We start from the raw sequence: 21,866 nt of genomic DNA, 5'->3' as shown, positions 1-21,866 counted from the left end.
TTCGAGCAGAATGTCACATGTCGGCAACACGCTGTAGTGACATGTCGACAAGTCAGCGCCGAATCCGCCCTGGAAAGAGGGGGTGTAGGCCTTTTATGCCGTCAGAACTGCTCTGTGGACGGTCTACCCGTTCCGGTTACGCCTCGATCCTGTTTGCGGATCTCAGTCGGGCGAAACTTCTGGCGAGAAGCCTTGACACATGCATCTGGGAGACGCCCAGCTCCGCGCTGATCTGAGACTGAGTCAAGTTGCTGTAGTAGCGCAGGAGGAGGATGCGCTGCTCGCGCTCGGGGAGCTGGACGAGGAGGTGCCGGACGAGATCGCGGTGTTCGACACCCGCGAGCGCGGGGTCCTCGTAACCGAGACGGTCGAGGAGTCCGGGCAGCCCGTCGCCCTCCTGGGCGGCCTCCAGGGAGGTGGCGTGGTACGAGCGCCCCGCCTCGATGCAGGCGAGCACTTCATCCTCGGAGATCTTCAGCCGCTCGGCGATCTCGGCGGTGGTCGGGGACCGCCCGTGGGCGGTCGTCAGATCCTCGGTGGCGCCGGTGACCTGGACCCACAGCTCGTGCAGCCGGCGGGGGACGTGGACGGTGCGCACGTTGTCGCGGAAGTACCGCTTGATCTCGCCGACGACGGTGGGCATTGCAAACGTGGGGAACTGGACCCCGCGGTCCGGGTCGAACCGGTCGATGGCGTTGATCAGGCCGATGGTGCCGACCTGGACGACGTCCTCCATCGGTTCGTTGCGGCTGCGGAACCGCGCCGCGGCGTACCGCACGAGGGGAAGGTTCGCCTCGATGAGGGCGGCCCGGACCCGGCGGTGCTCCGGAGTGCCCGGCTCCAGGTTCTTGAGCTGGCCGAAGAGGACCTGGGTGAGCGCCCTGGTGTCGGCGCCGCGGGTCCTGGCGGGCCTGGCGGAGGGGTCCGGGGTCTCGGTCTGGATGTCCTCGGCCCGGACGGTCTGAACGGTCTGGACGGGCTGGGCGGTCTGGGGAGGCACTTGAGGCGCTGTACTGGCCGGCACGGTGACGCCACCCCTTCGCGGTCAACTACGGTCAACTCATCCGTCAAAAGCGGTCATAGCATCACAAGACATGTCCACTGTGTGCAAGCACCTCATAGTGCCGTGTTGAGGTCATAAGGGTTTAAACAGCAACAAAGAAACCCCCCGCCCGTCGGGCGAGGGGTTGCTGGAACCGGACCGAATCGGCGCCGGAGAAGCGTCAGAAGGGGTAGTCGGCGATCACCCAAGTGGCGAATTCCCGCCACTGTCCGGCAGCGGCCTGGTGGGCCGGGTGCTCGATGTACCGCTTGAGCGCGTCCTCGTCGGCGACGGCGGAGTTGATGGCGTAGTCATACGCGATCGGCCGGTCGGTGATGTTCCAGGCGCACTCCCAGAACTCCAGCTCCGGAACCTGCCCCTCCAGCTCCCGGAAGGCCCGGTCCCCGGCGGCGACCCGGGGGTCGTCCCGCTCGACGCCCTCGTTCAGCTTGAAAAGGACCAGATGGCGGATCATCGCACTACTCCTACTTCACCAGCTCTGACATGAAGTCACCGACGCTCTGCGCGGCGGTTGAAATGCCTTCGAACCCTACCTGGACCAGCTCGGCGGCCCGCTGCGGAGACATGATGATCGTGTACAGCACGAAGACCACCACTATGTAGATGATGATCGTCTTTGCCTTGGCCACAATCCTGCCTCCCCATCGACCCCATGTGCGATCGGGCGATTGTATCCGCACGGATGGCCGTATCCGGTGGCCGTTTTTGATCACTGATGCGGCCTTTAAGGACCTACGACCCCGCCATCAAGGTCTTTTGCCCGACCACACGGCTCCCGCCGCCCGGCAGGATGGATACCGAGCCCAACGGGACCAGGCAGGACCCGGAGGGCCGGAACAGGGCCTCTCTGTGGGGTCACCGCCGCGCGATTCCCCCTGACCGCGGCGGAGGGCCGGCAGGCCCTGTTCTCACCGGGGGAAGCGGCTTGTCCCCCCGATGCCGCTTCCCCCGACCTGACTTTTCCGACGTCCAAGCCGCTGGTCAGACGAGCCCGCTCGTGTCGATGTCGAGGTCGAACGGCAAGGGAAGCCGCACGACGGCACCGAACGGGTAGGGGCCCTCCACGTGGGTGTACCCCAGCTTCTGTGGCTCTGAGAAGAGCGTGATGCTGCGATCGATGCGGCCGACGAGCAGGTACAACGGTGCCCCGTACTCGGCGTATCTACGTCGCTTGACGACCCGGTCCGTCTCCGCGTTCGATTCGGATGTCACTTCTACGATCAGCAGCGTCTGGTCAGGAAGAAGGGCGCTGCCTCCTTTGGCTAGATCCTCCGGCACAACAGCGATGTCCGGGACGTACCAGTTGGAGGACCCGGGCAGATCCAGATTCCCGGAACCTTCCACGCACCCGAGTTCGTCGACTCGCCCCTCGATTTGGCGGCGTACGAGCTTGGCGGCGCGCTCGTGGTCCCACGTTGGTGACACCGGTTCGATGATCCCCTCAATGATCTGGACACGGTCCCCGCGGATGCGCTGCACGGCGAACTTCAGGGCACGCTCGGTGTTGAGGCCTTGGCTGTAGTCCGGAGCACTGGTCATTACATCCTGCTTCCGTCAATGTCCGAGACAGGGTTGTGATGCGTCCCGCCATGGCGGCGCGCAACCAGCGGGGGTGCGCGGGAACCACGTCTGCCACCCGTTCGAGGGCTCTGCGAGCTGACGGTCACCCCCGCACGTGCGGGGACGACTCTCGACATAGCCAATACTCTCAAGTTTTCAGGGGAACAGCTCCGTAGGCGCGGGGCCCGCAGTACATGACCTGCGGTTCCATGCAGCCAAGTCATGCTGAGCGCGCATTGCTGATCGTTCCGTAGGCGTCGGGCGCAGCGAGTCGATCGGGAATGGCCGGGCTCAGACGGGTTTGAGCAGGTCGCGGAGGCTGGCCACGCGCGCCCTGGCGGCGGTGACCTCGGCCATGCCCGGTGAGTTCTCGACCCTCCCGGGGTGGGCCTCGCGGCACAGGCGGCAGAGCCCGTCGGGGAGCGCTTCCGGGGGACCGGGGCGGCCGCAGTCGGTGCACTCCACGAGGATGCGGCGGGCGGGGGCAGGAGTGGCGAGTGAGGCGTTCTCCGTGGGCAGCCGGGGAGGCATCTTGTCGGCGAGGCGGCGGCGGAGGAGGCCGGCGGGGGAGTCGACCTTCGCGGGGAGCCCCGCCGTCAGTGCACTGGTCAGGTAGTCGACGCTCACGCCTCTGGCGAGCCACTCCGCTGCCTGTGCTTCCAGGGCGGCGCAGTCGCCGGCGGAGAGGGCGAGCCGGTGATCGTCACGACCGAGACGGGCCAGCGCGAGGTAGGCGGGGCTGGCTTCGACGGCGTGCGGCTTCGCGGGCCGGGAGTCCGGAGCGGACGGCGCGGGTTCGGCGTCCGACGACGCCTGGGCCGGTGTGCGTTGCTGCGGTACGGCGGTGGGTTCGGGGTCCTGTTCCGGGCCGGTGCTCTCCGGCGCGAGTGGCGGCGGAGGCTCCTCGGCCGGGACCCACGGTGGCGGCGGTGCGGTGTCGGGGACGGAGGCTTCCGGCACGGGGGCTGCGGCCAGGGCGGCCTGCTCGGTGGCGAGGTACGCGTTCCACCACTCGTTGTCGCGCGCCGTGCGGGACCAGAAGGTGCGGAAGACCCAGCGGGTCTCGTCGCCCACGCCGACCGGGCATCGGACACGCCGCAGGTGCCCGGCGACGGAGAGGCCGGTCAGGGAAGTGGAGATGGCCTGCTGGCCGTAGAGCGGGAGTTGCTTGGCCAGGTTCTTCACGCTCATGGCCGCGCCCTCGGGGAGGTGGTCGATGAATCCGGCGACGTACCGCTCGCGGGTCGGCAGGAGAGCGAAATCGTGCTGCGTACGGGCCTGTTGATCCGGCGCGGAGCGTTTGCCGTAGCCGGGCTTGGCCATCGGGTACGCCGGTGAGGCCGCTGGGACACGCAGGGCAGAGCTAGGCTGCTGAGTAGCCACGGGATCGCCTTCCAAGCAATCGATCTTGCGGTGAGACCCCGGCCTGGTGCTTGCTACACCGGTCGGGGTCGTTTGGTTCTCGCACCGTAAGCAGTCGTGACGCTGCGCCGCAAGCTGTCACGATTAGTCATATTGGCTGGTCGCGCCAGGGTGGGGAGGTAGGGGAGGTTTTCCCCAACCCCTTCTTCTACCTACCGGCTAAAGAAGGCGCTCGAACCTCGGGTCCCGCATCCCGAAGCCCGAGTCCCGGCACCCGAGCTTCGGGCCGGGGCCTCATTCACGTACCCCCGGAAGAGTGACGCGACCGTCCCGAAGCCCGAAGCTCAGGGCTCGGGATCCGAGCTTCGGCGGGAGGGCGGAGACACCCGGCCCTGCGGGGGCGAGCGGCCTTCCATCTCACGATCGTTCGGCCGCCGCCTACGATCGCAGCATGATTCGTGCAGTCGTGTTCGATGTCGGTGAGTGCCTGGTCGACGAGACCCGTGAGTACGGCACTTGGGCTGACTGGCTCGGGGTTCCTCGCCACACCTTTGCCGCGCAGTTCGGAGCCGTGATCGCTCAGGGCAGGGACTACCGCGAGACGTTTCAGGTCTTCCGCCCCGGGTTCGATCTCTATGCCGAGCGGGAGGCCCGGGCCGCCGCCGGGCAGCCTGAGCACTTCGAGGAGTCTGATCTGTACCCCGACGTACGTGACTCTCTCGCGGCCTTGCGCGCGGACGGCCTGTGGCTCGGTATCGCCGGTAATCAGACGGTCCGGGCGGGCGGCATCCTGCGAGGTCTGTTCGCTCAGGATGTCGACCTGATCGGTACGTCTGACGACTGGGGTGCGTCGAAACCCGACCCCGAATTCTTTGTACGCGTCGCAGAAGTCGTCCCGGCCGCGGTCGACGAGATCCTCTACGTCGGTGACCGCGTCGACAATGACTTGCGCCCGGCCGTTTCGGCGGGCATGCATACCGCCCTCGTGCACCGCGGGCCGTGGGGCACGATTCAGTGGGGGACGGAAGAGGCGAGGAGGCTCCCCACCTTTCGGGTGGGGAGCCTCCTCGAACTGTCGCCGCTGATCAAGCAGTTCAACGCGCGAGAGCACTGACGGTCGTCGACCAGTCGTAGAGCCGTTCGTCCAGATCCCTCACGCACGGTTCGTGTTGGTGGGCGGCCAGAGTTTGCCGAACCTCGCGCACCCGGTCCATGCCGGTCGCGTACCAGGTGCGCTTCAGCTGGTCGAGCGCGCGGACAGCGTACTGACAGGCCGCGACGGGGGCGCCCGCTGCCGCCTCGACAGCGGCGAGATCGCCGAGTACGACGGATCGCTGCTTCTCCTCCGCTTGGGGAAGCTGGTCCAGGGCAGCGGACAAGGTGGCCCGGGCCTGCGGCAGATGCCCCGCCCGTAGCTGCGTGTTGCCCTTGAACGCGGCCAGACGCGCAGCGCTGAACCAGTCGAACCATTCGGGCACAAGGTGCTCGTTGCCCGCTGCGAGCACGTCTTCCCCGTGGCCGATGAGGTGAAGAGCGGTGCGGGTGTTGCTCGCCCGGGTCTCGCATTCGGCTTCAACGGCATCGAGCCATGCGAGGAGCAGAGCCGGGGAGTCACCGCGACGAGCATAGGTTCGCGCCGCGACGATCCGCCGTGCGGCCTCATCCCGGTGCCCTTCCCATCCCGGTACGAAGGCCATGTGCGCAAGTGTCGCGGCCCCAAGAAGATGATCCTCGGCCTCCCGGGCCGCCTGCAGGCCGCGCAGCCATGTCTCATCCGCTTCGTCGGACTCCCTGAGGTCGAAGAACTGAATGCGCCCTGCGAGTAGCCACGTTTCCGACAACGAGGAAGCCACTGACTGGCGGGTACGGCCGACCGTTTCCGTAAGCAGGACACACCCGAGTTCTGCGTGCCCGATCACGGTCGGGTAGAGGGCTGTCGGCGCGACGGACCAGTAGAGGTTCCGATGAGCGCGGGTAACAGCGGCGAAGTCACTGCCGACCGACACGGGTTGGACCGTGGCTGTCGACTGGACGGGTACAGCAGCCAGGCCCTTCCCGGCGGCGTTCAATGCGGAGTGCGGTCGCTGCCCGCCACTCCCCCTTCCCGGCGGAGGGACGAACCCAAGCTCCTCCATGCTCTGGCCCAACAAGTGGACGAGCGCTGACTGCAGATCCGGGTGAGGCCACGGCGGTGCCGAGGACTCCCAGCGCCTCACCTGCCGTACTCCTACGCCGAGGGCTTCTGCGAGCGCCTGTTGTGAGTGATACCCGGCGGCTACGCGCGCCGACCGTAGACGGGTGTTGATTCGTGGTTGGGGCACCGTGCACCTCCGTAGCGGTTGTAATGATGGTGACAGTTGGCCCTCTCTGATCCGAGCGATCCCTCAAATGGTTGCAGGTAAGTCCTCTTTGATGCCTCAAAGAGTCCTATGAAAGTCCTCGAAAGTGGTCACTGATAGGGCCAGTCTGGGCTTTCGTCAGACACCACGCAGCGAGGAAAACCATGATCGGTGCTCGGGCATCACAGCAACGCCACGGGAAGCCACCGGCGGACGAGGAGGTTCGACCACCTTCTCCCCGCACTCCAGAACGGAAGGCTTTTACCCTGATCACCTTATCCAAGCGCGCAGTCGCACCGGATGCCGCGTACCGCACATTGCTCGGTCACACCACGACCTGCGCCGCGTGCCGCGCGGGAGTCTCCTGTCCGACGGCCGTGCGCTTGGACCGGTCTTGGCGGAAGGCCCGACGCGGATGAGGTGCTACCCGGGCGAAGAGGCACACGAGTTGCCGATTGAGGGCGAGTCGGGTGCCTACTGTCCGGAGCATGAGGTGACGCTGCTCTGGCGGGGTGACCCGGTCACGGCCGCCGAAGCGACCGGGGGTGCGGGCGCTGCTCTGGACGGGTTGTCGGCGGGTGCGGACGGCCCGTACGGCGTTGTCTGCCGCAGTGCGTTGGTGACGGGTCTGGCCGGAGTGCACGCCCTCTGCCTGCGGCCGGACTGTGTCTGTCCGTGTCATGCGATGGCCACCGCTCTTCGGGAGGCCGGATGAGCATCAACTTCGCGGCAACGGATGTCCGTACGTGCGAGGCGTGTTGGCGTTCTCCGGTGACCGCCGCCCGGCACACCGTTCGCGGCCGGGACCTTCTCTGCCGAGCGTGCGCCGAGAGTGGCTGTCCGCGCCGGGTCGATCTCTTCCCTCCGTACGGGATCTACCGACTGCACCGTCCTGCCAATCGAACCGTTTCACCGATCAGAGGAGATGAACGATGACCACTAACCCCGTACGGGCGGATGCCGGTAAGCATGGTGGGCAGCCGTCGGACAAGCCGTGGACGCCGCCTTCGGAGCCGAAGCCGTCCCCGGACGGCAGTCGGCCTCAGTGCTTCCCGCAGTCGTGAGCACCGCGCAGGAGGTCCCTACGTACCCGGCGCTGGTGCAGGAGCTGGCCGATCGTGGGCTGATCGGTGCTTGGTGGCGACGGGTTTTCGAGGCTGTTCCGCGCAGCCGGTTCGTTCCGGCGGATGTGTGGCGGCAGTTGCCCGACCGGTGTGAGCCGGTGGTGGGGACGGATGCGTGGCTGGCGTTGGTGAACAGCGACGAGCCGGTCGTCACCCAACTCGACGACGGGGCCGAGGGGGGCCCGGGTGTCGCGACGTCGTCGAACTCGAAGCCCTCGATGGTCGCCCGGATGCTCACGCTCCTCGAAGTCCAGGACGGTCAGCGGGTGTTGGAGATTGGGACGGGGACAGGGTATGTGTCCGCGCTGCTCTGCGAGCGGCTCGGTGACGATCTGGTTCACAGTGTCGAGCTGGACCCGGTCGTGGCCCGGCAGGCGGCCGACGCCCTCGCGCAGTCCGGGTACCGGCCACACCTTCGCATCGGGGACGGTGAGCAGCCCTGGTCCGGACTGGGGCCCGTCGACCGGCTGATCGCCACCTGCGCCCTGCGGTACGTCCCGTACGCGCTGCTCCGCCAGGTCCGCCCTGGCGGTGTCGTCGTGGCCCCGCTCGCCCGGGAGTTCTGGTCCGGAGCGCTGGTCCAGCTCCGCGTTCAGGGCGACGGCACCGCGGCCGGCGCGTTCTGCGGCGGGGCCACGTACATGCCGATGCGAGCCCACCGCGTCCCCGACCTCCACGACGTACAGGGCAAAGGACGGTCCCGTGCGGCGGGCCTGGACCCCGCTCGCCTCCTCGACCTCGGGTTCGCCCTGTACGCGGGGGCACGGCTGCCCGGCGTACGGCTCGTCCACCAGAACATCCCCGAGGGTGCGCGGGTGTGGGTGACCCGGGAGAACGGGTCCGGAGCGATGGCCGCTTCGGGGGAGGAGGTGTGGCAGTACGGGCCCGGGTTCCTGTGGGAGGAGATCGAGCAGGTCTGGTGGGAGTACGAGGTGGCGGGGCGACCCGGTGCCGAGGAATTCGGGCTGACCGTGACCGGCCGCGGCCAGCAGGTCTGGCTGGGGGACCCGAGCGACGTCATTCACCCCGCCAGAGAGTGACCCGGATACGCCGGGGCCCGCCGTGCGGACTGCGGGTCCCTGATTCTGCCGGGCCGCCGGTGGCCGGGTACACGCCACACTCGCTTTCGAGTTCCGTTCCCGCGGGTCAAGCCGCAGTCCGTAGCCGTTCAGAGACGGCCCGATGGCTCAGCCGGGCCCGTGGCAGTCGGGACTGTGGCGCAACCATGCCCCGCTCCCCTAGGGGGATCGGCCCGTGGCCGCTAGCAGAAGGTCGAGATGCCGTTCTTGACTGCTGTGTAGACGAGGGGGTAGCCGGCGATGTCCAGTGTTCCCGCGGCATTGGTCGTCGTCTTGCACGCGGGTATGTGCACCGTCGGCGCGAAGCAGCCCGCGGTCGCGCCGGCTGCGAAGTTCGACGTGGCACACCACACGTCTCCTCCGCGCTGCGACTCGAACACGACCCGGCCACTGATCGTCTTTGCGCTCGATGTCGGGTTCTGAGCGACCAGAACACCCTGCGCGTCGTTGTTGTTGTTGAGGACGATGCACGTCTTCAAGTTCAGTCCCGAGGTGGGGTGGTACAGGTAGTGGGTGCAGTGCCAGTTCGCGTTGGTTTTCACCGGCTTCCAGTTAACGGTCTCGCTCGCCTGCGCGGGCTGCGCGACGACAAGCACCGCACTCGCTGCGAGCGCTGCCGTAGCAAGTCTCTTCCTGCGCGCCATGGTCTTTCCCCTCCCTCTGCCAGCCCCCAAGCGGGGCCGGATCGGGTGGCAGACTAGCAATTTCGCAGGTCACGAGCAGCGCTGAATTCAAGCCCGCACGTCGGTGAAGTACTCAGGCCCGCCGTGGGATGCAGATCGGCCTACTCGATACGGAAGATGAGGCACAGCATCACGACGGCTTTCAAGACCTCGACACCGGGCGTACGGCATGGCGCGACGGATCGAAGCCTCGTCTGGAAAGCGGCCGGGCGAAGAGGCTGCCGCCGGCTAAGGCTGAGAGCGAAGCGAAGGGTCCGGCTCGATGAGCCGGACCCTTCGTCCACAAGCGGTAGCGGTGGGATTTGAACCCACGGTGACGGGTTACGCCACACTCGCTTTCGAGGCGAGCTCCTTCGGCCGCTCGGACACGCTACCGAGAGAGAGCTTAGACCATCCCGGGGCGTGGACAGAAATCGGTTCTCGGGAGCGGGGCCTTACCTGGTCAGGCAGCCGGGGCGTGCCTGGTCAGGTGGTGGGGCCCTGCCGGTCAGAGCGCCCGGAAGAAGGCCGTCAGTTGCTCGGCGCACGTGTCCTCCAGGACGCCGCCGATCACCTCCGGGCGGTGGTTGAGGCGGCGGTCGCGGACGACGTCCCAGAGGGAGCCGGCCGCTCCCGCCTTCTCGTCGCGGGCTCCGTAGACGACCCGGGCGACGCGGGACTGGACCAGGGCGCCCGCGCACATCGTGCAGGGCTCCAGGGTGACCACCAGCGTGCAGCCGGTCAGGCGCCACTCGCCGTGGGCCTCGGCCGCCCGGCGCAGGGCGAGGATCTCGGCGTGCGCGGTCGGGTCGCCGGTGGCCTCGCGTTCGTTGTGGGCGGCGGCCAGTTCTGCGCCGTCGGGGCCGAGGACGACGGCGCCGACCGGCACATCTCCGGCCGACGCCGCCCGTCCGGCTTCGGCCAGGGCGCGGCGCATCGGTGCCTGCCAGGGGTCGCGTACGGGGTCGGGCTCGGTTACGCGTACGGGATCCGGGGCGGGCTCGGGTGAGGGGTCCGGCGGTCGTGCGGTCACCCGCGGACCCTAACGGACGGGACAGGACGGACGTGACAGGACGGACGGGGGCAGGTGGTGGAGGGGAGGCGGAGAGGGGAGGCGTACGGGCCGGCGGCTAGCGGACCGACTCCAGGACCTCCGCCGCTCCCACGGCCTCCGCGATCTCGGAGAGTGCGTCGGTCTGCAGGGTGAGCAGCTCCTTCTCGGACAACCCGAGGTCGGCGAGGATACCGAGCTCGCCGATCGGTCCCGCCGGCACGGCGTCCGGGTCGGGGCCGTCCTCGTCCGGGTCGACGGCCGCGGGGGCGGACCGTTCCGGTTCGCCGTCCTCGGTGCCGTCGAGGTCGACGAGCTCCTCCAGGGCGGCGATCTCGTCCTCGGCCCCTGGTTCCCGGCCGAGTACTTCGTCGGTGAGCAGGATCTCCCCGTAAGAGGAGCGGGCGGCGGCGGACGCGTCCGAGACGTAGATTCGGGGGTCCTCCTCACCGTCCACCCGGACGACGCCGAACCAGGCGTCCTCCTGCTCGATGTAGACCAGGACCGTGTCCTCGTCCACCGAGGCCTCCCGGGCCAGATCTGTCAGATCGGACAGGGTCTCCACATCGTCGAGCTCTGTATCGCTCGCTTCCCACCCGTCTTCGGTGCGCGCGAGCAGTGCGGCGAAGTACACCGTGACTCTCCCACTGGTCATAGGCGAATCGGTCCGGCGGGAGGGCGAACGGTGATCCGTCCGTCCTGCGCCCCGCCCAACCGGCATCGTGGCAGAAACAAGCGCTGTGCGAGACCTCTTCGGCCGTTGCGTCGGCCATCAGTTCCAGGAGTGCCTGGTCGGCCGTCGCCCTGACGAGGCGATCCGCGGGGGGAGTGCGCCGGTGGTACGAGGAGGATTCACCAGCGGAACGTGCGCATCCGCATCTGTTGGCGCATACGGGCCGCACGGGCCCGGCGCGGCTGTACGCGATCGCGCAGCTGCTTGGCCTCGTGGAGCTCACGGAGGAACTGGGCGCGTCGACGACGGCGGGCGGCGTCACTCTCCTGCGCGTCCTCGACGTCACTCGCCGCGCCCTCGGCGTCGCGCCCGTCGCGCCGCCCGCGCGAGGCCGGGTCGCGCCGCAGTTCCCCGTCAGCCATCGACACACCACCCCAGTGCTGGGTCCGTATGCCCCCACCTTCCCCCCGAACAGGTGGTTGATGCCAGCGCAGAGTGCCGGGCGGCGCGGTTACTGTTGACACATGCGGATCCACGTCGTCGACCACCCGCTGGTGGCGCACAAACTCACCACGCTGCGCGACAAGCGCACCGACTCCCCGACCTTCCGGCGGCTCGCCGACGAGCTGGTCACCCTTCTCGCCTACGAGGCCACCAGGGATGTGCGCACCGAGCTGGTCGACATCGAGACCCCGGTGACGCCCACGACCGGGGTGAAGCTCTCGCACCCCCGGCCCCTGGTCGTCCCGATCCTGCGGGCCGGTCTGGGCATGCTGGACGGCATGGTGCGGCTGCTGCCGACCGCCGAAGTGGGCTTCCTCGGCATGATCCGCAATGAGGAGACGCTCCAGGCGGAGACGTACGCGACCCGGATGCCCGAGGACCTCTCCGGCCGCCAGGTCTACGTCCTGGACCCGATGCTGGCCACCGGCGGCACTCTCGTCGCGGCCATCCGCGAGCTGATCAAGCGCGGGGCCGACGATGTCACCGCCGTCGTCCTCCTCGCGGCGCCCGAGGGCGTCGAGGTGATGGAGCGCGAGCTGGCCGGGACCCCGGTCACCGTCGTCACCGCCTCCGTCGACGAGCGGCTCAACGAGAACGGCTACATCGTGCCGGGCCTCGGGGACGCGGGCGACCGGATGTACGGCACGGCCGAATAGGTCCGGACGCAGCCGAATAGGTCCGGACAGGGCCGTTTCACGATTTCGCGCCCCGTGCCGGCGTCGTACGTATCCGTACGGTGTCGGGGCGGGGCGCGAAATCGTGTGCGGGTTCAGCAGGAGCGTGTGCGGGGTTCAGCAGGAGGAGGACGGGGCCGGGGCCGGCTTCGTCAGGGCCGCCATCGCGGCGGTGGCCTCCTGCGGGGTGCTGAACGCCTTGAACTTCGTCCCGAGGATCAGGTCGACCTCGCCCGTCCTGCGGGTGTCGGTCTTCTGCACCGTCCCCGCCAGCTGGGTGCCGAGCACGGTGAAGCTGCCGTTCGTCGCGGTCGGTGCGCCGAGCAGCACGCCCGTCCCGGGCACCTTCTTGTCGTACGCCTTCGTCGCGTTGCCCACCTCGCCGATGGTGAAACCGCGTTTCTTGAGCTCCTCGGCGGCGGACTTGGCCAGCCCGCTGCGCGTGGTCGCGTTGTAGACGTTGACCTTGATGGCAGCCGGTTTCGGCAGCGCCTTGGCGGATGCCGCCGACGGCTTCGAGGTGGGGCAGTCCCGCTGGTGATCGGCCGCGCTGGCGCTCTTGTCGCCGCCGGTGAAGACGTCGATGAGCTGCAGCGTGCCCCAGCCGGCGAGGCTGAGGGCTACGACGGCTCCGATGCCCGCGAGGACCAGCCTGCGGCGGTGCCGGGGGCGGCGCATACGGGGATAGGCGTCGCCCGTGATGCGGTACTTTCCGCCCATGCCGGGGGGAGTGAGCATGCTCATGGAGGCAGCGTAATGCGACCCTGTGTCCATGCGTACAAGATGATCAACGTATGACACCCGGATGAGCGCGAAAACACCCGAAAGGCCCGAATTGGGCATCGGTGGGGTGCGGAACCCGGGTGGGGTGTGCGGGCGCCCTCGTGGAGGTGTGCGCGAGCGGCCGGGGGCGGCGTCAGCCCAGGTCGAGGACGCGGGCGTGCAGCACCTGGCGCTGCTGGAGCGCGGCCCGGACCGCCCGGTGCAGGCCGTCCTCCAGATAGAGGTCGCCCTGCCACTTCACGACGTGGGCGAACAGGTCGCCGTAGAACGTGGAGTCCTCGGCGAGGAGCGTCTCCAGGTCCAGCTGGCCCTTGGTGGTCACGAGCTGGTCCAGGCGAACCGGACGCGGCGCGACATCCGCCCACTGTCGGGTGCTTTCCCGGCCGTGGTCGGGGTATGGCTTCCCATTTCCGATGCGCTTGAAGATCACACGGAAAGCCTACCGGGCAAGGGCCACCGGGCGCAGCCAGGGAAGCTCACCGCGATGACGGTGCAAAGGGTGTAGAGCGCCGCATAGGGTCGGATATTTGGGCAGGGGGCGCGGAGTTCGTGGGGGCGTGGGAGGTCGCGGGGGGTCCCGGTAGCGGGCCCGGTGCGGAATCCGTGGGGATTCCGCACCGGGGCCCGCTGTTGGTCCACCGTGCGGGCTCGCGTTCCGCCGCTTACGGGGCGGGCCCGTTTCGGGCTGCCGCTCCTACTCCGCGACCCGGCCGTGACCCTCGCGCAGGCCGCCGCCGCTGCCACCGCTGCCGGGCGTACCCGTGCCGGTGTCGGGGGTGACCGGGCGGGTCAGGGAGCGCAGGTCGTGGGCGTACGTCCCGACCGCGTTGGCGATCACGTCGATGTTGGTGTCGAAGTGACCCATGTCGATGTTGTCCAGGTCGTCGCAGGCCGCGTGGTAGCAGGGGTCGTACGCGATCCCCGCCTCGCCACCGAACACCTCGGCCTGGGCCGCCGTCTTGATGCCCTCCGCCCCGGTGTCCGTACCGCCGGACGGGATGCCGACCTCGATGAACGGTCCGTAGTCCGAGCGGCCGGTGAAGTCGGTGCCCTCGTGCGGCTTGCCCTTGCCGTCGAGGAACTCGTTGATGTCGCGCTCCAGTTGGGCCGAGCCCTCCGGGCCTGCGCCCTCGCCGACATTGTCGGAGTTGTCGCCGTCGAAGACGAACTGGACGCCGTTCGGCGAGGCGATCATGTCGAAGTTCAGATAGAGCGCGATCTGCTCGCGCTGCTTCTCGGAGAGCGCCGCGACGTACTTCTCCGAGCCGATCAGGCCGTTCTCCTCGGCCGACCACCAGGCGAACCGCACCTTGTTGGCGGGCTTGCTCTTCGACTTCGCCAGGTCCAGTGCGACTTCGAGCAGGCCGGCGGAGCCGGAGCCGTTGTCGTTGATGCCGGGGCCCTCGGTCACCGAGTCGAGGTGGGCGCCGAGCATCACCGTCTGCGCCGTGCTGCCGCCGGGCGTCTCGGCGATGACGTTGCGGGTGGGGCGGTCCTCCTGGAGCTCACGGATCTCGAAGGAGACCGTGACCTCGCCGCCCGCGACGTCGGCGGCCAGCTTCTCGCCCTCCGCCTGGGTGAGGCCACCGGTCGGGATCCTGCCCGCCGCGACCTCGCCGAGCGTGCCGGACAGGGCGCCCTCGACGTTGTTGTAGATGACCGCCCCGGCCGCGCCCGCGTCGGCGGCGGCCGCCTGCTTCTCGGCGAAGGAGCAGCCGCCGCGCTTGATCAGCGCGATCTTGCCGGTGAAGGTCGTGGACGCGTAGTCGGCGGCCTCGCAGCCCGTCGTCCCGTCGACGGGCACCGCGACGAGCGCCGCCGTCAGGCCGCCCACCTCGGTCGACGGGGTGTACGTCATGGCCTTGATCGTGACGTCGCGGGGCGTCGGCGTCACCACGGCGAGCTTCTCGGCCAGCGTCTCGGTGTAGGTGAAGCGGAAGTTCTCGTACGAGACCTTGTACCCGGCCCGCTGGAGCTGGCGGTAGACGTACGCCGCCGAGGCGTCGTGGCCCAGTGAGCCGGCGGCGCGGTGACCGTCGGTCGAGTCGGCTATCGCCTGGAACTGCTGGAGGTGGCGGTAGGCGTCGCGTGCGGACGCCTTCCTCACCAACTCCTTCGACAGCTTGGCCGCCTCCTTACCGGGGTCGTGCGGCGCGGGGCGGCCGGGGTGCGGGGACGCGGCCAGGAGGAGCGGTGTGGCCAGGGCGGTGGCGGCCACGACAGCTATGGCTCTGCGACGTGTTGCGTGCACAGGAGTCCTTCCGGTCTGAACGGCTGGTGCTCTGAGCGGCTCAGTACCTGAACCGCCGGTGCTCCGAGCGGCTCAGTACCTGAACGGCTGAACAAATGTGCTGCGAAAGCTAGCGAGTGGGGTGACGCCTGTGAACAGATGTGGCCGGATTCGATCGGTGAGAGGGAGGTGTCGGCCTGATCCGGCTCTCGACCACGTCACTTCGGGGTCGAGCGCCGGAGCAGGCCGACTACCCGCCCGACTTCTTGGGCGGTGAGCCGCCCGACCTCCGGGGCGAGGGCCCGCTCGGCTTCTTCGCCGCTTTGGTCGCCTTCTTCGCCGCTTTGGCAGCCGCCTTGGCCGCCGCCTTGGCCTCCTGCTTGTACGCGCGCACCTCGACGAGCGACTCCGGGCCCGTGATGTCGGCGACCGACCGGTGCGATCCGGCCTCGCCGTACGGGCCCGCCGCCTCCCGCCACCCCGCCGGCCGTACGCCGAACTGCTTGCCGAGCAGCGCCAGGAAGATCCGCGCCTTCTGTTCGCCGAAGCCGGGCAGCGCGTTGAGCCGTTTCAGCAGGTCGTCGCCGGTCGCCGCGTCCCGCCACACCGCGCTCGCGTCGCCGTCGTACTCCGCCACCAGGAAGCGGCACAGCTGCTGGACCCGCTGGGCCATGGAGCCGGGGTAGCGGTGCAGAGCCGGTTTGGTGGTGAACAGCTCGGTGAAGGCGTCCGGGTCGTAGGCGGCGATCCGCCCCGCGTCCAGGTCGTCGGAGCCCATGCGTTCCGCGAGGGTGTACGGGCCCGTGAACGCCCACTCCATCGGAACCTGTTGGTCCAGCAGCATGCCGACCAGAGCGGCCAGCGGACTGCGGCCGAGAAGCTCGTCGGCCTCCGGATTCTGGGCGATCCGCAGGGTGATGTCCTTGCCGCTGTCGCTCGTGGTCATGCTGCCGATCATCGCGAGCACGGCGGACGACGGCGACCGGTACTGCGCCGATGGCCTCTCCTCTGTCGGCCGAAGGGAGTAAGGAGCGGGGCGGCAGTGGTGTGCGCGTCCGTCCGTGTCGGCGCGCTGCCCGATGAGGCAGTTCCGGATGCCCCGGCCGGGCCGGGGCGCGGGCTGGACGGCCCGGGGGCCGCCCCGTGATCGTGGAATGCCGAGGACAGCGCGGTCAGGGGAGAGATGAGCATGGACGCGCACGACATCGAGCAAGAACACCACGAGCACCACGGACACAGTGAGCACCACGGACACGGTGAGCACCACGGACACGGTGAGCACCACGGACACGGTGGGCGGGAGCAGGCCCACGAGCGCGATGAGCAGCGCGGCGACACCGTTGCGGAGGTGTCCGGCGAGCAGGCCCACCACGTCTTCCGGGCCGCCGCCGTGGGCCGGGCCGATGTGGTCGGGGCGGCCGGGATGGGGCTGCTCCAGCGGACTGCCGGCAACGGGGCGATCGGGGCGATGGTCCAGCGCTCCCGGACCGGGACCGCCGAACCCGCCGTCGAGCAGGCCGAGCAGGCCGAGCAGACGGGGCAGGCGGGGCAGGCGGGGCAGGCGGGGCAGGCCGAGGAACAGCGGTCGCCGGTGCACGACGTGGTCTCCTCCGGCGGTTCGCCCCTGGACACCGACACCCGTACGGACATGGAGAGCCGGATGGGCGCGGACTTCTCCGACGTGCGCGTCCACCACGACTCCGCCGCGCACGAGTCGGCGAAGGGCGTCGGGGCGCACGCGTACACCGTGGGCAACAACGTGGTGTTCCAGCGCGACGCCTACGACCCCGGATCGCCGCAGGGCCGCACCACGCTGGCCCATGAGCTGACCCATGTGATCCAGCAGCGCAACGGCCCGGTGGAGGGAACGGAGGCCCCGGGCGGCATCCGGGTCAGCGACCCTTCGGACCGGTTCGAGCGCGAAGCCGTCGCGAACGCGGACCGAGTGCTGTCCGATCCCGCGCCGGAGGCCGCGCCTGCCCCGGCTGCCCCCGTGTCCGCCCCTGCGTCCGCCGCCGCTTCCGCCGTGCAGCGGGCGGCCACGGAGGACGAGGACGAGCAACCGGCCGACGTACAGGGGTCGTTCGTGCAGCGTGCGGCGGAGAAGAAGCCGGGGGAGGAGGAAGAGGAGGAGAAGCCTCCGGCCTGAGGGAGCCCGCCCCGCTTTCGCCCCGGCCCTGCCCCGGTCCGCCCGGTCCCGGCGCGGGCTTCAGCCTGCCGGGGTGTCCGTGCGCATCGTCCCGCCCAGGAACATCGAGGACGAGCACCGCGAGGGGGCCGGGGCGCCCACCGGCTTGCCGATCCGCCGGCAGTCGATCGTCATCGTGACCTTGCCGCCCGCGGGCACCAGGATCGGGGTCACGAAGTGGTAGTCGGAGTCGCGGAAGTTCTCCAGACCGAGGCTCAGGACGCGGGTGTCCTCGCCGGCCGTGACGGTGACCGTGCCCGCGTCGCCCTGCGGGTTCTGCACCACGATGTCGGTGAGCTGGAAGGTGTGACCGGCCGGTACCTCCAGGGCCGTCCCGGTGTTCGGGCCGCCGCCCACCGCGTCCTGCACCCGGGCCTGCGCGCTGGTCGGGGCGCCCGCCGCCGCGTCGCCGCCGCCGCCGTTGCCGCCCGAGGCGGAAGGACCCGGTGACGGGGTGGGGCCGGCCGAGCCGCCGCCCGTGCCCGCACCGGCGGAGTCGCCGCCTCCGGAGCCCGCGCCGCCCTGCTCGCCCTCTTCCGGGGCCTTGCTCTTGTCGGCCGCGGCGGCCGACCGTACCGCCTCGGGAGTGACCGCCTCCCGGGCCGCGGACTTCACCGCCGGGCGCAGCAGCGCGTACCAGAGTCCCACCAGGACGAGGAGCAGCAGAGCGGCGGTGAGCAGGGCCCGGGGCAGCCAGCGCGGCAGGATCGGATCCTGCTGGTAGGAGCCGTCCACCAGCACCGGGGCCGGCGCTTCCTCACCCTCGGGCGGCTGCGGGGCGGCGAACACCTGGAAGGCGTGCGTCACCGGCGTACCGCGCCACATCCGCTTCGCCGGGCGGACCCGCAGTTTCGCGAACTCCGCGTGCCCCGGCTCGATCCGCAGCTCGGAGGCGGCGAACACGACCCGCGCCTGTTCCGTACCGGGCTGGGCCCCGAGCCGTACGGTCACCGGGGTGTTGCCCCGGTTGTCGACGGCGAACTGGTGCCGTCCGCCGCGCGAGCCGTTCGAGCCGCGCGGGACCAGCTCGGCGGTCGTCTCGGTGAACGGCAGGACGGTCACCCGGCCCTCGGGCACCACGGTGTCGCTCCGGTCGCCGGTCGGCATCACCCGGATCCCGAACGTGCTCTCGCCCGCGAGGACCGTCGCTTCGCGCGGCGGGCGCATGACCAGGGAGACGGTTCCGGAGTCGCCGGGGTACAGGGAGAGGACCGCGGGTTCGATCGCCGACCAGGCGGCACAGGTCCCGACCACCTCGAAGTGGTATTCCTCGACGGTCCGGCCGGAGTTGAGGATCTGCAGGGGGAGGGTCGTCTCCTCGCCCGGTACGACGGTGACGGACGACGCGTCGAGGCTTGCGGTAAGACTCATACGCGGACCGTAGGACCGGGCCGGAGGGCGGGCACCGGTCACGGAGGAACACTTTCGGGCAGATGCGATGCCCGAGGCAACCTTTTAGTTTCCTCGCGAGTAAGAACGGGAATCTTTAGACCGCCTCACAACGGATGGGGCGGACCAATACAGCTGTGGAGCTTGTGCCTGCAGTGTGATGCTTCCGGCTGGTGCCCAGGGGGAGCATTCGCATGGAGCGCATCACTGTCGTTTTACGCGCGCAGGACCCGATTTCCCAGGCCGGAGTGGCCAGTCAGCTACGGGCCCGTCCCGAGGTCGCTGTCGTCGACCGGGACGACGGAGATCCGACGCCCCAGGTCGTGGTCATGGTGGTGGACGCGGTGGACGACGAGGTCCTGCGCGTCCTGCGCAACATCCAGCGCACCAGCACCTGCCGCACGGTGCTGGTGACCACGGACATCGACGAACAGAAGCTGGTGAGCGCGGCGGAGTGCGGGGTCGCGGGGGTCGTCAGGCGGTCCGAGTCGACGCCGGACCATCTGGTGCAGGTCATCGGAACGGTGGCGCGGGGTGAGGGGCATCTGCCCTCCGACCTGCTCGGGCGTCTGCTCGAAGAGGTGGGCAGGCTCCAGGGTCAGGTGCTCGGCCCGCGCGGCCTGCACTTCACCGGCCTGGCCGCGCGTGAGGTGGACGTGCTGCGGCTGGTGGCCGAGGGGTATGACACCGCGGACATCGCGACGAAGCTGGCGTACTCCGAGCGCACGATCAAGAACGTGCTGCACTCGGTGATGACCCGTCTGCAACTGCGCAATCGCTCCCACGCGGTGGCGTACGCGATGCGTCAGGGCCTCATCTGACGGCCTCGTCATCTGACGGCCTCGTCTGAAGGCCGGTTCGACCGACCGGTTCGTCCGACCGGTTCATCTGACGGCCGGTTCGTCTGACGGCCGGTTCGTCTGACGGCCGGTTCGTCTGAGGGCCGGTTCGTCTGGAGGCCGACTCATCCGAGGGCCGCTTCACGAAGGCCTCTGCACCATCGGGCAGTTCGGCCTTCCCGCGGAAGTGACTCGTCTCTCTCCGTACGCGGCCGGCCGGTGCGCGACGGTGGCCTCCGGGTATCGGGCAGGACGCGGGGAGGGGAACGCCGTGCGGTGGTTTCAGCCAGGAACGGGACCGCGAAGGCGAGCGGCCGGGATCGTTCTCCTGCTGCTGGCCGCCGGTCTCGCGCCCGCGTCGGGCGTGAGCGGCGTGGCGTCCGCCGTGCCCGTGCCGCCGGAGCCGTGGGTCACCCCGGCGGCACTGGAGGAGACGCTCGACCCGGGCGGCTCGACGGGCGTGGACAAGCAGGTGCGGACCCCGGCGATCCCGCCGCGGCCGGATGTCGTCCTGCTGGTGGACGGTACGGCGAGCATGGCCGACCCGATCAGGAGTGTCCGGGAGAACCTGCCCGCCATCACCGGCAAGATCCTGGACGAGCAGCCCGACTCGCATTTCGCGGTGGCCACGTTCGGCGACCAGGAGGGCGACGTCAACGCCGGGTTCCAGGTGCTCACGGGGCTGACGGACGACCTGGTGAAGGTGCAGGAGGGTGTCGACAAACTGAAGACCGACCTCGGCGGGGCGAGCCGGGGCCCTTCGGAGGACTGGATCAACGGGCTGTGGCAGATCGCCGACGGCGCGGGCGGCACGACGGTGTTCCGTGACGGGTCGAGCCCGGTCGTGGTGCTCGTCGGGGACGCCTCCAGCCACGCGCCCAGCAACGGCCACACCATCGACGACACGATCTTCGCGCTCCAGGACAAGGGCGTACGGGTGATCGGCGTCGATGTCGAGAGCACGATCGGCGACGGCCTCAACGGCAACGGCGACGCCGGAAACCCGGACTACGTCGAGGACCCGCCCACCACGCCGGGCCAGGCCACCCGCATCATCGAGGCCACCGGCGGCCGACTGCTCGAAGGCATCGACGGGGACCGGGTCGCCGAGGCGATCATCGACGGGTTCGACAACCTCCCCACCTCCGTCGGCTACCGCCTCGACGCCTGCGATCCGCATCTGACCGTCGCCCTCGCCCCGCCCACCCGCCAGCTCACCAGCGGGGAGACCGCGCACTTCGCGGAGACCGTCGATGTGTCGGAGGACGCCCCGCAGGGCACGACGCTGACCTGCACCGTGCAGTTCCTGCTGGGCACCCAGGTGCCGGGGACGGACACGGTCGGGCCGGCCGCGGTGCCCGACCCGGATTTCCAGCAGCAGATCAGCATCGCCGTGAACGACGTCGACGTGCCCGTCGTCACCGTGGACGACCGTACGGCCAGGGCACCCGACGACGACGGCGTCCGCATCGACTACACGGCCACGGCGACGGACCCGCAGGACGGCGCACTGCCGGCGACCTGTACCCCGTCGTCCGGATCGCTCTTTCCGGTCGGAACGACGACGGTCACCTGTTCCGCCACGGACTCGGCGGGCAACACGGGGGCGGACACCGCCCGGTTCGAGGTGCTGGAACCCGTCGTCCCGCCGGACCCGCCCGCTCCGCCGCCGCCTCCCCCGCCGCCGGCTTCCGACCTCGCGGTCCGGGCCGATGTCAGCCCGGACCGTACGTACGTGGGGCGGCCCGCCGCCGCCCGGTTCACGATCACCAACGCGGGCCCGGACACGGCGACCGGTGTCGTCCTCGGGGCAGCCTGGCCGAGGACGGGCGAGTCGAAGGACCGGAGCCTGTCCGGCCTGAGCCGGTGCACGGCGGCGCGGCCTTGCGCGATCGCCGCCGGGGACCGGGTCGTGGTGACGCAGACGGCGACCTACCGGGCGGCGGTCACCGGTGACGTACGGGCCACGGTGCGCGGCACCCTGCCCGACGGGCGGTCGGCGAACAACCGGGACATGGACCGGCTGAGGGTCCTCAAGCCCTCGCTGACGGTCACCCCGCAGGTGGCGAAACCGGGGCAGCCGGTACTCGCCCGGGGCAAGGACTATCCGCCGGGCGAGACCGTACGTTTCACGTGGAACATCGGCATCACCGCGGACCGGTCCGGCGTACGGGTCGGCCGGGACGGCACCTTCGAGGTGCAGGTGCTGGTCCTGCGCAAGGACACGCTGGGCCCGCGCGTCCTGCGCGCCGAGGCCCGCGATCTCCCGCGCCTCCGGAAGCCGGTGCTGGTCGTCCAGCACAACCTCCAGCCCCCGGACTTCGCGGGCCGGTCATGAGCGGGCTC

Annotated in this window: 23 protein-coding genes and 1 tRNA gene; 8 read left to right on the top strand and 16 right to left on the bottom strand. The window is 69.7% G+C overall.

Going from position 1 to position 21,866, the window contains the following annotated elements; genetic code table 11:
* Window positions 1–136: 136 nt before the first annotated feature.
* From ACIQRW_RS08050 to ACIQRW_RS08030, 5 genes are all read right to left on the bottom strand, one after another.
* Window positions 137–1,024, bottom strand: a complete 888-nt coding sequence (locus tag ACIQRW_RS08050) for an RNA polymerase sigma factor SigF (RefSeq protein WP_403756047.1) — start codon at window positions 1,022–1,024, stop codon at window positions 137–139.
* A 199-nt stretch (window positions 1,025–1,223) separates the two neighbouring features.
* Window positions 1,224–1,517, bottom strand: coding sequence for a Dabb family protein (locus tag ACIQRW_RS08045; protein WP_403756044.1), 294 nt, complete (start codon window positions 1,515–1,517; stop codon window positions 1,224–1,226).
* 10 nt (window positions 1,518–1,527) lie between these two features.
* Window positions 1,528–1,692, bottom strand: coding sequence for a hypothetical protein (locus ACIQRW_RS08040; protein ID WP_003967683.1), 165 nt, complete (start codon window positions 1,690–1,692; stop codon window positions 1,528–1,530).
* A gap of 352 nt (window positions 1,693–2,044) precedes the next feature.
* Window positions 2,045–2,602, bottom strand: coding sequence for a Uma2 family endonuclease (locus ACIQRW_RS08035; protein WP_403756041.1), 558 nt, complete (start codon window positions 2,600–2,602; stop codon window positions 2,045–2,047).
* A gap of 312 nt (window positions 2,603–2,914) precedes the next feature.
* Window positions 2,915–3,946 carry a MarR family transcriptional regulator gene (locus ACIQRW_RS08030; RefSeq protein WP_403756039.1) on the bottom strand — a complete coding sequence of 344 codons (1,032 nt, stop codon included), beginning with the start codon at window positions 3,944–3,946 and terminating at the stop codon, window positions 2,915–2,917.
* 490 nt (window positions 3,947–4,436) lie between these two features.
* On the opposite strand from ACIQRW_RS08030, the gene ACIQRW_RS08025 reads away from it, so the two are divergent.
* The gene (locus ACIQRW_RS08025; protein WP_403756036.1) at window positions 4,437–5,099 is read left to right on the top strand and encodes an HAD family hydrolase; all 663 of its coding nucleotides are present in this window, start codon (window positions 4,437–4,439) and stop codon (window positions 5,097–5,099) included.
* Here ACIQRW_RS08025 and ACIQRW_RS08020 read toward each other — a convergent pair.
* Entirely contained in the window at window positions 5,080–6,306 is a 1,227-nt protein-coding gene (locus ACIQRW_RS08020; RefSeq protein ID WP_403756034.1) for a helix-turn-helix transcriptional regulator, read from the bottom strand. The two genes, ACIQRW_RS08025 and ACIQRW_RS08020, sit on opposite strands and share 20 nt — an antisense overlap.
* Window positions 6,307–6,739: 433 nt before the next feature.
* Between ACIQRW_RS08020 and ACIQRW_RS08015 the strand changes: the two genes are divergently transcribed.
* From ACIQRW_RS08015 to ACIQRW_RS08005, 3 genes are all read left to right on the top strand, one after another.
* Window positions 6,740–7,039, top strand: coding sequence for a hypothetical protein (locus tag ACIQRW_RS08015; RefSeq protein WP_403756031.1), 300 nt, complete (start codon window positions 6,740–6,742; stop codon window positions 7,037–7,039).
* Window positions 7,036–7,260, top strand: coding sequence for a hypothetical protein (locus ACIQRW_RS08010; protein WP_403756028.1), 225 nt, complete (start codon window positions 7,036–7,038; stop codon window positions 7,258–7,260). Before ACIQRW_RS08015 ends, ACIQRW_RS08010 begins: the two co-directional genes overlap by 4 nt.
* A 124-nt stretch (window positions 7,261–7,384) precedes the next feature.
* Entirely contained in the window at window positions 7,385–8,488 is a 1,104-nt protein-coding gene (locus tag ACIQRW_RS08005; RefSeq protein ID WP_403756025.1) for a methyltransferase domain-containing protein, read from the top strand.
* A gap of 221 nt (window positions 8,489–8,709) precedes the next feature.
* Here the strand turns inward: ACIQRW_RS08005 and ACIQRW_RS08000 are convergent, their stop codons facing one another.
* From ACIQRW_RS08000 to ACIQRW_RS07980, 5 genes are all read right to left on the bottom strand, one after another.
* Window positions 8,710–9,171, bottom strand: a complete 462-nt coding sequence (locus tag ACIQRW_RS08000; protein WP_398062045.1) for a hypothetical protein — start codon at window positions 9,169–9,171, stop codon at window positions 8,710–8,712.
* A 326-nt stretch (window positions 9,172–9,497) separates the two neighbouring features.
* Window positions 9,498–9,585, bottom strand: a tRNA-Ser gene (locus ACIQRW_RS07995).
* A gap of 112 nt (window positions 9,586–9,697) precedes the next feature.
* Complete coding sequence (gene tadA / locus ACIQRW_RS07990; RefSeq protein ID WP_265603911.1) at window positions 9,698–10,126, bottom strand: tRNA adenosine(34) deaminase TadA; 429 nt, start codon at window positions 10,124–10,126, stop codon at window positions 9,698–9,700.
* Between the two features lie 193 nt (window positions 10,127–10,319).
* Window positions 10,320–10,874, bottom strand: coding sequence for a hypothetical protein (locus ACIQRW_RS07985; protein ID WP_403756422.1), 555 nt, complete (start codon window positions 10,872–10,874; stop codon window positions 10,320–10,322).
* 218 nt (window positions 10,875–11,092) lie between these two features.
* Window positions 11,093–11,335: a hypothetical protein gene (locus tag ACIQRW_RS07980; protein ID WP_403756022.1), complete on the bottom strand. Its 243-nt coding sequence runs from the start codon at window positions 11,333–11,335 to the stop codon at window positions 11,093–11,095.
* 102 nt (window positions 11,336–11,437) lie between these two features.
* Between ACIQRW_RS07980 and upp the strand changes: the two genes are divergently transcribed.
* Window positions 11,438–12,073, top strand: a complete 636-nt coding sequence (upp, locus tag ACIQRW_RS07975; protein ID WP_215109612.1) for a uracil phosphoribosyltransferase — start codon at window positions 11,438–11,440, stop codon at window positions 12,071–12,073.
* A 135-nt stretch (window positions 12,074–12,208) separates the two neighbouring features.
* Here upp and ACIQRW_RS07970 read toward each other — a convergent pair whose 3' ends face one another.
* The 4 genes from ACIQRW_RS07970 to ACIQRW_RS07955 form a co-directional block, all read right to left on the bottom strand.
* Window positions 12,209–12,811, bottom strand: coding sequence for a LytR C-terminal domain-containing protein (locus tag ACIQRW_RS07970; RefSeq protein WP_403756419.1), 603 nt, complete (start codon window positions 12,809–12,811; stop codon window positions 12,209–12,211).
* A gap of 196 nt (window positions 12,812–13,007) precedes the next feature.
* On the bottom strand, window positions 13,008–13,304 hold the full coding sequence (locus ACIQRW_RS07965; protein WP_003967677.1) for a type II toxin-antitoxin system VapB family antitoxin: 297 nt from the start codon (window positions 13,302–13,304) through the stop codon (window positions 13,008–13,010).
* A 264-nt stretch (window positions 13,305–13,568) separates the two neighbouring features.
* On the bottom strand, window positions 13,569–15,125 hold the full coding sequence (locus ACIQRW_RS07960; protein ID WP_403756017.1) for a M28 family metallopeptidase: 1,557 nt from the start codon (window positions 15,123–15,125) through the stop codon (window positions 13,569–13,571).
* Window positions 15,126–15,354: 229 nt separating this feature from the next.
* Window positions 15,355–16,050 (bottom strand): HhH-GPD-type base excision DNA repair protein, encoded by a 696-nt coding sequence (locus ACIQRW_RS07955; protein ID WP_403756014.1) that lies wholly within the window; start codon window positions 16,048–16,050, stop codon window positions 15,355–15,357.
* Window positions 16,051–16,293: 243 nt separating this feature from the next.
* Between ACIQRW_RS07955 and ACIQRW_RS07950 the strand changes: the two genes are divergently transcribed.
* A complete protein-coding gene (locus tag ACIQRW_RS07950; RefSeq protein ID WP_403756011.1) occupies window positions 16,294–17,253 on the top strand; it encodes a DUF4157 domain-containing protein in 960 nt (319 codons plus the stop codon).
* A 60-nt stretch (window positions 17,254–17,313) separates the two neighbouring features.
* Here ACIQRW_RS07950 and ACIQRW_RS07945 read toward each other — a convergent pair whose 3' ends face one another.
* Window positions 17,314–18,663 carry a hypothetical protein gene (locus ACIQRW_RS07945; RefSeq protein ID WP_403756008.1) on the bottom strand — a complete coding sequence of 450 codons (1,350 nt, stop codon included), beginning with the start codon at window positions 18,661–18,663 and terminating at the stop codon, window positions 17,314–17,316.
* A 212-nt stretch (window positions 18,664–18,875) separates the two neighbouring features.
* Here ACIQRW_RS07945 and ACIQRW_RS07940 point away from each other — a divergent pair, with 212 nt between their 5' ends.
* Both ACIQRW_RS07940 and ACIQRW_RS07935 read left to right on the top strand, forming a co-directional pair.
* Window positions 18,876–19,502 carry a response regulator transcription factor gene (locus tag ACIQRW_RS07940; protein WP_403756006.1) on the top strand — a complete coding sequence of 209 codons (627 nt, stop codon included), beginning with the start codon at window positions 18,876–18,878 and terminating at the stop codon, window positions 19,500–19,502.
* Window positions 19,503–19,791: 289 nt separating this feature from the next.
* A complete protein-coding gene (locus ACIQRW_RS07935) occupies window positions 19,792–21,858 on the top strand; it encodes an HYR domain-containing protein (RefSeq protein WP_403756003.1) in 2,067 nt (688 codons plus the stop codon).
* Window positions 21,859–21,866: the final 8 nt, after the last annotated feature.

The sequence above is a fragment of the Streptomyces sp. NPDC091287 genome, assembly GCF_044768525.1.
GTDB lineage: Bacteria > Actinomycetota > Actinomycetes > Streptomycetales > Streptomycetaceae > Streptomyces.
Note: the sequence above shows the minus strand (reverse complement) of the source record. Positions and strands in the feature narration are given on the sequence as shown.